Consider the following 14,978-nt stretch of genomic DNA (forward strand, 5'->3'; position numbering starts at 1 on the left):
TTTAATTAAGCAGCCTGCGCGTTCTCTTCGACGCGGTTAATGCTGCGGTAGAGATGGTCAAAACGTTCGTTATCAAACTGATGGCTCGCGCCATCAAAGAACACATGTCCCTGACGCAGGGCGACAATGCGTTCGCAGTAGCGCAGGGCGTAATCCACCTGATGCAGCGTGACCACCACGGTGATGCCGTCGTTCTGGTTAATGTCGCGCAGGGTTTCCATCACGATGCGGGCGGACTCCGGGTCCAGCGAGGCAATGGGTTCGTCTGCAAGAATGATTTGCGCTTTCTGCATCAGCGCGCGCGCAATCGCCACGCGCTGCTGTTGCCCACCGGACAGGGTGGAGACGCGCTGGTGGGCAAAATGCGCCATGCCGACGCGGGTCAGGGCCTGCAAGGCTTCCTGCTTCTGTGAAGGAGAGAACCAGCGCAGACAGGTGCGCCAGAACGGGGTGCTGCCGAGCGCGCCAATCAGCACGTTCTCCAGCACCGTCAGGCGGTTCACCAGGTTGAACTGCTGGAAGATGTAGCCCGTCTGGGCGCGGCTCTTGCGGATATCGCTGGCGAGACGCCCCGCGCGCTGCACGGTATTGCCCAGCAGCTCGACGTGGCTTTCCGGCGTTTTATCGCAGGTGATAAGACCGCTTAAATGACGCAGAAGGGTGGATTTACCGGAACCGGATGGCCCCAGCAGCGCCACCATTTCGCCCTGCTGGACGGTCAGATCAACGGCATGCAGAGCCTTATTGTGATGGAAGGTCTTGCTCAGTTTCTCGACGCGGATGACGGTTTGCATGTGCTGGGCCTCACGATAAATGTGGCCTCATGCTGGCGCATCAATGTGACATTTGGGTTAAGTCTGGGTTGCGGGAGTTTGAAGAGTTGAAGTGAAAGCGATGACAGTCACCGTAGGCCCGGTCAGCGCAGCGCCACCGGGCGCTGTTGCCGGCTGCGCTGCGCTTATCCGGCCTAAGACGTTTGCTGCTGCTTAACGACGTTAATCATCCACGGCACGCCGTATTTATCGGTGACTTTACCGAAACCGTGTGCCCAGAAGGTTTCCTGCCAGGCCATGTCGATATTCCCGCCCGCGGCGAGGTTGTCGAACCAGCGTTTGCCTTCATTAACGTCCTGGGTGTCGAGAACCAGCGTGAAGCCCGCGTACTGCGCGTTGCTGCCCGGCGGCATCCCGTCGCTCATCATGATATCGCTGCCCGCAATGCGGACGTTGGAGTGAGCGATAGCCGAATCCGGAAATTGCATACCGGACGGACAGCCTTCTTCGCTGTTATCGCTTTTTGGCATTTCGCCGAAGGTGATTTTATAGAGAAGCTCTGCGCCGACGGCTTGCTGGTAGAAAGAAGTGGCTTCTGCACAGTTGCCGGCAAAAGAGATGTAGGGACTTAACGGCATAATCTTTACCTCACGTAAGAAAAGCCCGTTAAGTGTAGTTCCCGAAAACCCGGTAAGCGAAGCGCCACCGGGCGGGTAAATCAGTTCTTTTTCACGAACTCTGATTTCAGCTTCATCGGACCGAAGCCGTCAATTTTGCAGTCGATATTATGATCGCCTTCAACCAGACGGATATTCTTCACTTTGGTGCCGATCTTCAGCATGGAAGAACTGCCTTTCACTTTCAGATCTTTAATCACGGTTACGCTGTCGCCGTCCGCCAGCAAATTGCCGTTTGCATCTTTTACGACAAGTGCATCAGCATCGTGTGATGGTTCGGCATCATTCCATTCGTGAGCGCATTCCGGGCAGATGAACATGCCATTATCTTCATAGGTGTATTCAGAATTGCATTTTGGGCAGTGTGGGAGTGACATATCGGTATCCTCAAAAAGTGTAAACGCGCTGGAAAGTGCCAGCTAAATGACGGCAGCGTGCCGAAAAAGGCGGCAAGTATAGCGCAAATCCACACGTTTGTCGGTGACATTGTGAATTAAAAAAATGCAAAAAGCGTATCGGGAGTGACACTTCCTGTCAGTCAGTTAAGCGATGCTTACCTCATTAACACGTTGGGAAGAAATGACGCTAAATATATCGAATATTTTATTGCAGCAAATTGCTACGCTCCTTCATTTCGGATAAGGTGAAGCGACACATTGTTATTTATCTCCTGACTTCGCTGCCATCCATATCTTTTGGCAGGGGCGTATTACCTCTCTTTTTAGGTGGGTAAATAATGATGATATATCCTGAAGTTTCTTAAAATTGGGCTACGCTTTTTTCCTTTGGCCGTCAGGCCAGGAGGGGAGCTATACACGCCATGCAAGGATAGCGAATTATTTCTGATTATCATCAATCAGTTATATTTCGGCGGACATGTTTTCCACACGTGATCATATAAGCCTGAACAACATAATTAATACCAGTGGCTTAATAAAAGTAATAAATTTGCGTTAAGGAAAGGCTTTTATCATGCACACACAGACCATTTTTGAATTAAGCCAGGAAGCTGAGCGTTTGCTACAGCTCGCCCGGCAAAACCTTGATACGTTGAAATCAATGCCGACTGCGATGCTGGAGAGCACCGCGGCTGCTATTACGGGTGAAAAGAACAACGTTTTACCTTTGCATTTTAGCGCGCGCGGTGTCGAAGCGCAGCAGGCGATGCTGAATAATGAATTACGAAAAATAACCCGGCTGGAAATGGTCCTGGCTATTGTTGGCACTATGAAAGCGGGGAAATCGACCACCATTAATGCGATTGTGGGGACCGAAGTGTTGCCGAACCGCAATCGTCCGATGACGGCGCTTCCTACCCTGATTCGCCACACGCCGGGTCAGAAGGAGCCGGTGCTGCATTTCTCACATGCCTCGCCCATTGATGAATTGATCCAACTGCTTCAGAAAAAGCTATGCGATTACGATCGAGGAAAGCTCGCCCAGCATCTGGAAATTGATAAAGACATGAATACGCTGCTGGAGCGCATTGAAAAAGGAGAGGCTTTTGAGAAGCATCACCTGGGCGCGCAGCCGATATTTCATTGTCTGAAAAGCCTCAACGACCTGGTAAGACTTTCCCAGGCGTTAGGGGTAGAGTTTCCGTTCTCTGAGTATGCGGCTATCGAACATATTCCGGTGATTGAAGTGGAGTTCGTGCATCTTGCGGGTCTGGATGCTCACCTCGGACAGCTGACGCTGCTCGATACGCCCGGGCCGAATGAGGCCGGACAGCCGCACCTGCAAAAAATGCTCAGCGAGCAGTTGTCCCGCGCGTCGGCGGTGCTGGCCGTGATGGATTATACCCAGCTTAAATCCATCTCTGATGAAGAAGTCCGCCAGGCCATTTCCGCGGCGGGAAAATCCGTGCCGCTGTATGCGCTGGTCAATAAATTCGATCAGAAAGATCGCAATAGCGACGATGAAGAGCAGATCCGGGCGATGATCTCCGGCACCTTAATGAAAGGCAATATTTCGCCTGGCCAGATCTACCCCGTTTCGTCCATGTGGGCCTATCTGGCGAACCGCGCTCGCTACGAGATGAGTACCCACGGACAACTGCCGGATCATCAGGAGCAACCCTGGGTGCAGGACTTTGCCGAAGCGGCGCTTGGGCGACGCTGGCGTACGGCGGACCTGGACGATATCGACCATATTCGTCATGCTGCCGATTTGCTCTGGGAAGATTCGCTTTTCGAACAACCGATACGCAAACTGATTTACGCCGCCTATGCCAATGCCTCGCTTTACGCGCTGCGTTCGGCCTCGCATAAGCTGCTCAACTACGCACAAAATGCCCGGGAGTACCTCGACTTCCGCTATCAGGGGCTGACGGTTGCCTTTGAGGCGCTGGAACTGAATATCGCACGTCTGGAAGAGGACATGGCGCTTCTCCAGACGCGTCAGAGCGTGGTGAGCGATGAGGTGAAACATGAAGTTGAGGAGGCGCTGAACGCCACCGCGGACTTTATGGGAGCGCAAAAAACCGCGCTTAACCAGGCGATTGGCGAGGTGTTCAGCGCTCAGCATATTCTTGATTTAGCAGGCATCGATCGGCAGAACCCTCACGGTGACGAGCTGAAGCAGCTGGTTCTGGACGATGAAGGGCAGGCGCAGATCGCGCTGAGTAAAATTCGCTCCTCCTGCGAATTGGTGATGCTGGATGCACAGACGAAAATCTGCCGGGAGCTGGCGTTACGCTTCGACCAGCTTGAATCTACGCTGGCGCGTTCCCTGAACGAAGCCATGCGCCCCATCGAAACGCGTATTAAAGAGCATCTGAGCCATGCGGGTTTTCGGGCGCGAATCAGTTTCCCGGCGTTTCAGGCTCACCAGCTCAACTTCAATACGCGGGCGCTGTTTAACGATGCGATAGCGCAGGATGACAGCCAGGCAGGCCCGTCATCAGGCGGGAGCAGCATGCGAGAAACGGTCTCTCGCTGGCTCAATAATCCGGGCTGGGGCTGGGATGAGTATGTGGAAACGCGCACGCGCTATGTTATCGATATTGCGCAGCTACATGACAAATTTAAGCAACATATTGAGCTGTTTTGTGAACAAATACGTAAAGCTTTGTCCGCGCAGGTCGATGTCTCTGTTACGGCAGGAATGGCGACGTTCTTTGCAGAATTCTCGCTGTGCCTGACCGGGTTACAGGAAAGCTTGCGTGATAGCCTCGCAGTGCGTCAACAGAATGAGCATTCAACCCGAGCGCTCTGCCAGCTGTTGAAGCAAAGTATTACGACTGCGGCGTGGATACAGGAAGATACCCGACTGTTACGCGATGATATTCAAACTCTATTCGCGGCAGAGCAACCATGACAACACCACTACTGGACGGCCCCGGGCGAACGCTGGAGTGTATTAATCCAAAATTTATGGTCGATCTGGTTCAGGGAGTGGACGCGGCGCGTCATCCTCATCTGGGACCACAACAGCTTCAGTTTCGTGAGCGTTTGACTCAGGAAATCATGACGCATACCCGGCTGCGCCCCTGGGCGATGGCGGGTATGCTTAATGAAAATGCGGCGCTGCGCCTGGGGCTGGCGGAAAAACTGGCCGGCATGCTTGACCCGGGTCATCTCGCGCTGACGCTGATGGCAGAGAAACTGATTGCTTTGCGCCAGCAGACGCACCCGCGCGCCCAGCAGTCCCCCGGTCTGATGCAGCAGTACGCTGAACTCGCTTCTCATTTTACCCAACGCGCCGCCTATAAAGAGAAGGCGCTAACCCAGCGCGGGCTGACGGTGCAGGCGGGTGAGCATAGCGAGCAGATTTTTACCCGCTGGCGGGCCGGGCATTATGATGGCTGGTCGCTGGCCGGGCGCTGTTTTATCGTCCTGGAAGAGCTGCGCTGGGGGGCATTTGGTGACGCATGCCGCCTCGCGAATGAAGATGTGGCGGCAATGCTTAAGGATAACCTGCGCAGCATGGCGTCTAACTATCTGGCACAGGGCATCAATGCGTCACCCACGACCCGCCATTTCTATCACCAGTGGCTGACAACGCCGGCCTCTCCGGGTTTAATCGATCATAAAGACATGCTGGGCTGGCTGGGGGACTGGTGTCAGGCGGATCAACATCCGGTGAGCTGGTCAGTGACGCAAAACTGGCAGACCGTCGCGCTGGGCATGCCGAGACTCTGTTCGGCAAAACGGCTGGTGGACGGGATGGTGGAAGAGATTTTTGGCTAAATCTCTCCCCCTCTCCCCATTGGGAGAGGGAACGGTGCAGTGTGTTAATGATTCATTTCTATCGGCTTCGGTTCAGGCAGAGTCTCTTGCATATTCCCGTAGCGTTTCGCATACAGCGCCGTGATGATGGGGACCAGAATCGCGGTGACGATCACGCTCGCGGCAACCAGCGCCGTTGCTGAAGCGGCGACCGGTTCGAAGGCCGGGTTAATTTGGGCGATAATCACCGGGTTTGCGACTGCAGCACCGGCGGCTGAAGAGGCGGCGACGCCGGCCGTGCCGTTTCCTCCTCCGATTATGCGGTCGGCAATAATCAGCGGAATACCGGTGATGACGATCACGGCGACACCCAGCACAATGCCCAGCAGGCCGGTATCGAGAATGACCTTCAGGTTGATGGTGTTCCCCAGTGCGAAACCGAAGAACGGGATCAACACCGGCGTGGCTTTGCTGAAGAAATCACGCAGATCGCGGTCGAGATTGCCAAGGGCGAAACCGACCAGGAAGGGCAGGATCGCGCCGACAAAGTGGTGCGGTTCAAACGAGGCCAGGCCAGCAGACCCCAGGATCAGCATCGTCATCAATGGGCCGGACTCCAGAGACATCAACACAAATGCGCCGGACTCTTCTTTCGTTCCGTACTGGTTCATCAGGCTGGCGTACAATCCGCCGTTGGTCATATCCATCGCCGAGACAATCGCCAGGACCGATAAACCCGCAAAGAACCCGGTCTGAATTCCATTCTCCGGAATGAACATCGCGCATATCATTGCCACCGCCCAGGCTACCGCTATTTTGGTGATCACCAGCGTGCCGGATTTCCGTAATACTGTCCCCGTTGCCCGTAAATTAATGGATGCGCCGATACAAAAAAACCAGACGGCAAGAATGGGAACCGTGCCTGTTATCATGCCTTTTGTGAAACCGCCAAAATAAGCTCCGGTATTGGGAGCAAAGGTATTCAGGATCGCGCCTAGTACCAGCGGAACCAGCATCATGCCGCCGGGTATACGTTCTATCGTGGCTTTAATCTTCATAGACAAACCTCACATCGGATCCCGCAGTACGGGGGATAGGTGTTAAAAATTAGTCAATAAATTCAATTGATTGCTCGTATTGCTTGTGGTGTTTTTTCGAAAGCCCTGCAACAAAATTAAATGCGTGCTCTCAATTAACCTTTTCCTTAAACACGTAAAACGCTGAATTCGGATTTATGATGCGATCATTGGAACATTGATTCAATGAAAATAAAACATCGTTTTAGTTATCTTTATCACATATTCAATGTAAAACTTGAGGCCGGTTCCTGCTGATGAAAATTTATGTAAACCTGATGTGAATTAACGTGGTTTGTTTTTCTGTTACGAAAGAAATAATGACGTGCGGGAGGATGTTCTTTAGGTGGGGTAAGGAAGTACTTATTGGCACTCCTTGACAAAAATTTGCCTGAGTTGACCAGACACGAAAATATGTGTGAAGTTGATCACAAATATAAACGCTGGTAGGGTAAAAAGGTCATTAACTGCCCAGGCAGGCGTCAACAGGTTCGGTTGTATCGACGTAAAACGTCAATGTAAGTAAACCTGCTACGCTTGAATAAGGCGATTCGCATGGAGCGGATCCCATGGTTCACAGAACGCTAACTGGACTGTGAAACAGACAGGGCCGAGTCAACGAGGATAGCTATGCTGAGAAGGAAAAAGATTAAACCCATCACGCTTCGCGACGTCACCATTATTGATGACGCAAAGCTGCGTAAAGCCATTACCGCAGCCTCGCTCGGTAATGCGATGGAATGGTTCGATTTTGGTGTCTACGGCTTTGTGGCCTATGCGTTAGGTAAAGTGTTTTTCCCCGGGGCCGATCCCAGCCTGCAGATGATCGCCGCACTGGGTACGTTCTCCGTTCCCTTCCTGATTCGCCCGCTGGGCGGTCTGTTCTTCGGTATGCTCGGCGATAAATATGGTCGTCAGAAGATCCTGGCCATCACCATCGTCATTATGTCGATCAGTACATTCTGTATCGGCCTTATACCGTCTTACGCCACCATCGGCATTTGGGCACCGATTCTGCTGCTGATTTGTAAGATGGCGCAGGGCTTCTCCGTAGGCGGTGAATATACCGGTGCCTCGATCTTCGTTGCCGAATATTCCCCGGACCGTAAGCGCGGATTTATGGGGAGCTGGCTGGACTTCGGCTCGATTGCCGGGTTTGTCATGGGCGCGGGCGTAGTCGTACTGATTTCAACCGTGGTGGGTGAAGATAACTTCCTCGACTGGGGCTGGCGTATCCCGTTCTTCCTGGCATTGCCGCTGGGGATTATTGGTCTTTACCTGCGTCATGCGCTGGAAGAGACGCCTGCTTTCCAGCAGCACGTCGAAAAACTGGAACAGGGTGACCGCGAAGGGCTGCAGGATGGTCCGAAGGTGTCGTTCAAAGAGATTGCCACTAAGCACTGGCGCAGCCTGCTGACCTGTATTGGTCTGGTGATTTCGACCAACGTGACCTACTACATGCTGTTGACCTACATGCCGAGCTATCTGTCGCATAACCTGCACTACTCGGAAGATCACGGTGTGCTGATTATTATCGCCATCATGGTGGGTATGCTGTTTGTCCAGCCGATTATGGGCCTGTTGAGTGACCGTTTTGGTCGTCGACCGTTCATTATCCTGGGAAGCGTTGCGCTGTTTGCTCTGGCAATTCCGGCATTCATTCTGATTAACAGTGATGTGCTGGGGCTGATTTTTGCTGGTCTGCTGATGCTGGCGGTGATCCTTAACTGCTTTATCGGGGTGATGGCCTCCACGTTGCCCGCGATGTTCCCGACGCATATTCGCTACAGCGCGCTGGCCGCGGCCTTTAACATCTCGGTGCTGATTGCCGGTCTGACCCCGACGCTTGCCGCCTCGCTGGTCGAGAGCACGCAGAACCTGATGATGCCTGCTTATTACCTGATGGTGATTGCGGTGATTGGTTTGATTACCGGTCTTACCATGAAGGAGACGGCGAATCGCCCTCTGAAAGGCGCAACGCCTGCGGCGTCTGACATCCAGGAAGCGAAAGAGATCCTGCGCGAGCACTACGATAACGTAGAGCAGAAGATTGAGGATATTGACGCAGAGATTGAAGAGCTGCAGAAAAAACGCTCCCGACTGGTGGACCAGCATCCACGCATCAACGAGTAATAAAGAAACCCGCCAACGGCGGGTTTTCTTTTATTAACATCCGGCAGCGATGTAGTCGCCATTGGCGCTGACGGGGATCACCGTCAGGAACAGCACCGTCGCAAACAGGATCAGGACTATCCCTCCGGCTATTTTGACTGCCGGTACCAGCCATCTCAATGAGGCGCTTTCTCCGAACCAGGTCACCGTGCGCTCGCGGGCGTAACGTACAGCCAGGGAAAGCCCCACAATAGAAAGTGCGGTGCCCAAAGACATGGTCATGACCGCAGCCACTCCCCAAGTGACAATGCCCAGCGCGTTCGAAAACATCAGAATCATGATCGCCCCGCTGCACGGGCGTGCGCCAATCGCCAGAATGACGCCCAGGCGCGTTTTCCAGTCGCCTTGTGTCAGGTTTACCCCCACGCCGTGGTGGCCGCAGCCACAGTGTTCATCATGCTGATGAAGCGGCTTGATGGCGGAGATAGTCATCCTGCGCGGGCGCAGGCTCTTCAGCGCCTGGTAAATAACGAATGCACCGAATGCGCCAATAAGCACAGCGCTTATCTTTTCCACGTACCAGCGGCTGGTACTGATATCCCCTGAGGCGAGGTTAAACCCTACCGCCAGAATAAAGACAAACAGAATGGCGCTGACGCCCTGCATCAGGCTACCCAGGAAGGGGACGACCCGGGCGGCCAGCTCGCTTTCCTTATTGGTGGTCAGATAGGTCGTCACGATGAACTTTCCGTGTCCGGGGCCAATGGCGTGGAGAACACCATAAAGGAAAGCCCCCGTTAACAGCCATAATCCGCCGCTGTACTGATGGTTATTAAGCTGCAGCAGATACATCACCAGATAGCGGTGCAGCGTAATTTGCGTGGCGAGACACCACTGGATAAAGGCGTTCCAGTGCGCATGCAGGGTAAAACCCGCAAAGAGGATTGCCAGCAGCATCAAACCTGCGGTAGGGAGACGCCAGTCGCGGGCGAGGCGTTGTGTGGTCATGAGGGGGGCCTGCACAGGGGAGATTATTTGCCGCTAGTATAGTTGATCTTCCCGCTCAATTCGTAGGATCGCATCGCGAACCGCTCATGATTGTGGATAACTTTGTGCATAAAAGGGTATAAGGCGGGGTTTTGCTGTGGAATGCAGCAGTCAGTCATTTTTCTGTCATTTAGCGGTTGCGGCCAGCCGAGAACTCCCTATAATGCGCCTCCATCGACACGGCGGATGTGAATCACTTCACACAACAAGCGGTTCGGTTGAAGAGAAAAATCCTGAAATAACGGGTTGACTCTGAAAGAGGAAAGCGTAATATACGCCACCTCGCAACGGTGAGCGAAAGCCGCGTTGCACTGCTCTTTAACAATTTATCAGACAATCTGTGTGGGCACTCAAAGTGACATGGATTCTTAATGTCTTCGGACAATAAATGAATACCAAGTCTCTGAGTGAACATACGTAATTCATTACGAAGTTTAATTCACGAGCATCAAACTTAAATTGAAGAGTTTGATCATGGCTCAGATTGAACGCTGGCGGCAGGCCTAACACATGCAAGTCGAGCGGCAGCGGAAAGTAGCTTGCTACTTTGCCGGCGAGCGGCGGACGGGTGAGTAATGTCTGGGAAACTGCCTGATGGAGGGGGATAACTACTGGAAACGGTAGCTAATACCGCATAACGTCGCAAGACCAAAGAGGGGGACCTTCGGGCCTCTTGCCATCAGATGTGCCCAGATGGGATTAGCTAGTAGGTGGGGTAACGGCTCACCTAGGCGACGATCCCTAGCTGGTCTGAGAGGATGACCAGCCACACTGGAACTGAGACACGGTCCAGACTCCTACGGGAGGCAGCAGTGGGGAATATTGCACAATGGGCGCAAGCCTGATGCAGCCATGCCGCGTGTATGAAGAAGGCCTTCGGGTTGTAAAGTACTTTCAGCGGGGAGGAAGGCGATAAGGTTAATAACCTTGTCGATTGACGTTACCCGCAGAAGAAGCACCGGCTAACTCCGTGCCAGCAGCCGCGGTAATACGGAGGGTGCAAGCGTTAATCGGAATTACTGGGCGTAAAGCGCACGCAGGCGGTCTGTCAAGTCGGATGTGAAATCCCCGGGCTCAACCTGGGAACTGCATTCGAAACTGGCAGGCTAGAGTCTTGTAGAGGGGGGTAGAATTCCAGGTGTAGCGGTGAAATGCGTAGAGATCTGGAGGAATACCGGTGGCGAAGGCGGCCCCCTGGACAAAGACTGACGCTCAGGTGCGAAAGCGTGGGGAGCAAACAGGATTAGATACCCTGGTAGTCCACGCCGTAAACGATGTCGACTTGGAGGTTGTGCCCTTGAGGCGTGGCTTCCGGAGCTAACGCGTTAAGTCGACCGCCTGGGGAGTACGGCCGCAAGGTTAAAACTCAAATGAATTGACGGGGGCCCGCACAAGCGGTGGAGCATGTGGTTTAATTCGATGCAACGCGAAGAACCTTACCTACTCTTGACATCCAGAGAACTTTCCAGAGATGGATTGGTGCCTTCGGGAACTCTGAGACAGGTGCTGCATGGCTGTCGTCAGCTCGTGTTGTGAAATGTTGGGTTAAGTCCCGCAACGAGCGCAACCCTTATCCTTTGTTGCCAGCGGTTAGGCCGGGAACTCAAAGGAGACTGCCAGTGATAAACTGGAGGAAGGTGGGGATGACGTCAAGTCATCATGGCCCTTACGAGTAGGGCTACACACGTGCTACAATGGCGCATACAAAGAGAAGCGACCTCGCGAGAGCAAGCGGACCTCATAAAGTGCGTCGTAGTCCGGATTGGAGTCTGCAACTCGACTCCATGAAGTCGGAATCGCTAGTAATCGTAGATCAGAATGCTACGGTGAATACGTTCCCGGGCCTTGTACACACCGCCCGTCACACCATGGGAGTGGGTTGCAAAAGAAGTAGGTAGCTTAACCTTCGGGAGGGCGCTTACCACTTTGTGATTCATGACTGGGGTGAAGTCGTAACAAGGTAACCGTAGGGGAACCTGCGGTTGGATCACCTCCTTACCTTAAAGAACCTGCCTTTGTAGTGCTCACACAGATTGTCTGATGAATGATGAACTTCTGAATGTACTTTTGAGTGCATTAAGAAGTTTTGCTCTTTAAAAATCTGGATCAAGCTGAAAATTGAAACGACACACATGTTATGTGTGTTCGAGTCTCTCAAATTTTCGCAATCAGAAGTGAAACATCTTCGGGTTGTGAGGTTAAGCGACTAAGCGTACACGGTGGATGCCCTGGCAGTCAGAGGCGATGAAGGACGTGCTAATCTGCGAAAAGCGCCGGCGAGGTGATATGAACCTTTGACCCGGCGATGTCCGAATGGGGAAACCCAGTGCAATTCGTTGCACTATCGTTAACTGAATACATAGGTTAACGAGGCGAACCGGGGGAACTGAAACATCTAAGTACCCCGAGGAAAAGAAATCAACCGAGATTCCCCCAGTAGCGGCGAGCGAACGGGGAGCAGCCCAGAGTCTGAATCAGCTTGTGTGTTAGTGGAAGCGTCTGGAAAGTCGCACGGTACAGGGTGACAGTCCCGTACACGAAAGCACACAGGTTGTGAACTCGAAGAGTAGGGCGGGACACGTGGTATCCTGTCTGAATATGGGGGGACCATCCTCCAAGGCTAAATACTCCTGACTGACCGATAGTGAACCAGTACCGTGAGGGAAAGGCGAAAAGAACCCCGGCGAGGGGAGTGAAAAAGAACCTGAAACCGTGTACGTACAAGCAGTGGGAGCACCTTCGTGGTGTGACTGCGTACCTTTTGTATAATGGGTCAGCGACTTATATTCTGTAGCAAGGTTAACCGTATAGGGGAGCCGAAGGGAAACCGAGTCTTAACTGGGCGTTAAGTTGCAGGGTATAGACCCGAAACCCGGTGATCTAGCCATGGGCAGGTTGAAGGTTGGGTAACACTAACTGGAGGACCGAACCGACTAATGTTGAAAAATTAGCGGATGACTTGTGGCTGGGGGTGAAAGGCCAATCAAACCGGGAGATAGCTGGTTCTCCCCGAAAGCTATTTAGGTAGCGCCTCGTGAACTCATCTTCGGGGGTAGAGCACTGTTTCGGCTAGGGGGCCATCCCGGCTTACCAACCCGATGCAAACTACGAATACCGAAGAATGTTATCACGGGAGACACACGGCGGGTGCTAACGTCCGTCGTGAAGAGGGAAACAACCCAGACCGCCAGCTAAGGTCCCAAAGTCATGGTTAAGTGGGAAACGATGTGGGAAGGCACAGACAGCCAGGATGTTGGCTTAGAAGCAGCCATCATTTAAAGAAAGCGTAATAGCTCACTGGTCGAGTCGGCCTGCGCGGAAGATGTAACGGGGCTAAACCATGCACCGAAGCTGCGGCAGCGACGCTTATGCGTTGTTGGGTAGGGGAGCGTTCTGTAAGCCGTTGAAGGTGTGCTGTGAGGCATGCTGGAGGTATCAGAAGTGCGAATGCTGACATAAGTAACGATAAAGCGGGTGAAAAGCCCGCTCGCCGGAAGACCAAGGGTTCCTGTCCAACGTTAATCGGGGCAGGGTGAGTCGACCCCTAAGGCGAGGCCGAAAGGCGTAGTCGATGGGAAACAGGTTAATATTCCTGTACTTGGTGTTACTGCGAAGGGGGGACGGAGAAGGCTATGTTAGCCGGGCGACGGTTGTCCCGGTTTAAGCATGTAGGCGGAGGTTCCAGGTAAATCCGGTACCTTATTAACGCTGAGGTGTGATGACGAGGCACTACGGTGCTGAAGTAACAAATGCCCTGCTTCCAGGAAAAGCCTCTAAGCATCAGGTAACATCAAATCGTACCCCAAACCGACACAGGTGGTCAGGTAGAGAATACCAAGGCGCTTGAGAGAACTCGGGTGAAGGAACTAGGCAAAATGGTGCCGTAACTTCGGGAGAAGGCACGCTGATATGTAGGTGAAGCCCCTGCGGGTGGAGCTGAAATCAGTCGAAGATACCAGCTGGCTGCAACTGTTTATTAAAAACACAGCACTGTGCAAACACGAAAGTGGACGTATACGGTGTGACGCCTGCCCGGTGCCGGAAGGTTAATTGATGGGGTTAGCGGCAACGCGAAGCTCTTGATCGAAGCCCCGGTAAACGGCGGCCGTAACTATAACGGTCCTAAGGTAGCGAAATTCCTTGTCGGGTAAGTTCCGACCTGCACGAATGGCGTAATGATGGCCAGGCTGTCTCCACCCGAGACTCAGTGAAATTGAACTCGCTGTGAAGATGCAGTGTACCCGCGGCAAGACGGAAAGACCCCGTGAACCTTTACTATAGCTTGACACTGAACACTGGTCCTTGATGTGTAGGATAGGTGGGAGGCTTTGAAGCGTGGACGCCAGTCTGCGTGGAGCCGACCTTGAAATACCACCCTTTAATGGCTGGTGTTCTAACGTAGACCCGTAATCCGGGTTGCGGACAGTGTCTGGTGGGTAGTTTGACTGGGGCGGTCTCCTCCCAAAGAGTAACGGAGGAGCACGAAGGTTAGCTAATCCTGGTCGGACATCAGGAGGTTAGTGCAATGGCATAAGCTAGCTTGACTGCGAGAGTGACGGCTCGAGCAGGTGCGAAAGCAGGTCATAGTGATCCGGTGGTTCTGAATGGAAGGGCCATCGCTCAACGGATAAAAGGTACTCCGGGGATAACAGGCTGATACCGCCCAAGAGTTCATATCGACGGCGGTGTTTGGCACCTCGATGTCGGCTCATCACATCCTGGGGCTGAAGTAGGTCCCAAGGGTATGGCTGTTCGCCATTTAAAGTGGTACGCGAGCTGGGTTTAGAACGTCGTGAGACAGTTCGGTCCCTATCTGCCGTGGGCGCTGGAGAATTGAGGGGGGCTGCTCCTAGTACGAGAGGACCGGAGTGGACGCATCACTGGTGTTCGGGTTGTCATGCCAATGGCACTGCCCGGTAGCTAAATGCGGAAAAGATAAGTGCTGAAAGCATCTAAGCACGAAACTTGCCCCGAGATGAGTTCTCCCTGACCCTTTAAGGGTCCTGAAGGAACGTTGAAGACTACGACGTTGATAGGTCGGGTGTGTAAGCGCAGCGATGCGTTGAGCTAACCGATACTAATGAACCGTGAGGCTTAACCTTACAACGCCGAAGCTGTTTCGGC

Annotated in this window: 8 protein-coding genes and 2 rRNA genes; 5 read left to right on the top strand and 5 right to left on the bottom strand. The window is 53.2% G+C overall.

Translation table 11 applies throughout. From position 1 onward, the window contains the following. Nucleotides 1-5: 5 nt before the first annotated feature. The 3 genes from phnC to EnteroDNA1_RS15795 all read right to left on the bottom strand — a co-directional run bounded on the left by phnC (nt 6) and on the right by EnteroDNA1_RS15795 (nt 1,827). On the bottom strand, nt 6-794 hold the full coding sequence (phnC, locus tag EnteroDNA1_RS15785) for a phosphonate ABC transporter ATP-binding protein (RefSeq protein ID WP_033144439.1): 789 nt from the start codon (nt 792-794) through the stop codon (nt 6-8). Between the two features lie 173 nt (nt 795-967). Next, nucleotides 968-1,411, bottom strand: a complete 444-nt coding sequence (gene yjdN / locus EnteroDNA1_RS15790; protein WP_045889388.1) for a VOC family metalloprotein YjdN — start codon at nt 1,409-1,411, stop codon at nt 968-970. Nucleotides 1,412-1,491: 80 nt separating this feature from the next. Then, a complete protein-coding gene (locus EnteroDNA1_RS15795) occupies nt 1,492-1,827 on the bottom strand; it encodes a zinc ribbon domain-containing protein YjdM (protein ID WP_023310096.1) in 336 nt (111 codons plus the stop codon). A 595-nt stretch (nt 1,828-2,422) separates the two neighbouring features. Here EnteroDNA1_RS15795 and crfC point away from each other — a divergent pair. Together crfC and EnteroDNA1_RS15805 are read left to right on the top strand one after the other, a co-directional pair. Continuing rightward, nucleotides 2,423-4,768: a clamp-binding protein CrfC gene (crfC, locus tag EnteroDNA1_RS15800; protein ID WP_033144441.1), complete on the top strand. Its 2,346-nt coding sequence runs from the start codon at nt 2,423-2,425 to the stop codon at nt 4,766-4,768. After that, complete coding sequence (locus EnteroDNA1_RS15805) at nt 4,765-5,640, top strand: diguanylate cyclase regulator RdcB family protein (protein WP_069303543.1); 876 nt, start codon at nt 4,765-4,767, stop codon at nt 5,638-5,640. The genes crfC and EnteroDNA1_RS15805 overlap by 4 nt, the downstream gene beginning before the upstream one ends. 44 nt (nt 5,641-5,684) lie before the next feature. Here EnteroDNA1_RS15805 and kdgT read toward each other — a convergent pair whose 3' ends face one another. Then, nucleotides 5,685-6,677 carry a 2-keto-3-deoxygluconate transporter gene (gene kdgT / locus EnteroDNA1_RS15810; protein ID WP_069303544.1) on the bottom strand — a complete coding sequence of 331 codons (993 nt, stop codon included), beginning with the start codon at nt 6,675-6,677 and terminating at the stop codon, nt 5,685-5,687. A 648-nt stretch (nt 6,678-7,325) separates the two neighbouring features. Between kdgT and proP the strand changes: the two genes are divergently transcribed. Next, the gene (proP, locus tag EnteroDNA1_RS15815; RefSeq protein WP_029740241.1) at nt 7,326-8,828 is read left to right on the top strand and encodes a glycine betaine/L-proline transporter ProP; all 1,503 of its coding nucleotides are present in this window, start codon (nt 7,326-7,328) and stop codon (nt 8,826-8,828) included. Nucleotides 8,829-8,861: 33 nt separating this feature from the next. On the opposite strand, the gene EnteroDNA1_RS15820 is transcribed toward proP, so the two are convergent. Further along, entirely contained in the window at nt 8,862-9,815 is a 954-nt protein-coding gene (locus tag EnteroDNA1_RS15820) for a nickel/cobalt transporter (protein ID WP_069303545.1), read from the bottom strand. Between the two features lie 495 nt (nt 9,816-10,310). Here EnteroDNA1_RS15820 and EnteroDNA1_RS15825 point away from each other — a divergent pair. Next, a 16S ribosomal RNA gene (locus EnteroDNA1_RS15825) occupies nt 10,311-11,852 on the top strand. Nucleotides 11,853-12,050: 198 nt separating this feature from the next. Then, nucleotides 12,051-14,956: ribosomal RNA gene (locus EnteroDNA1_RS15830) — 23S ribosomal RNA — on the top strand. Together the 16S and 23S rRNA genes form the textbook arrangement of a ribosomal RNA operon. Nucleotides 14,957-14,978: the final 22 nt, after the last annotated feature.

Origin of the sequence: Enterobacter sp. HK169 (assembly GCF_001719105.1) — a bacterium.
In the GTDB taxonomy this organism is placed as follows: domain Bacteria; phylum Pseudomonadota; class Gammaproteobacteria; order Enterobacterales; family Enterobacteriaceae; genus Enterobacter; species Enterobacter asburiae_B.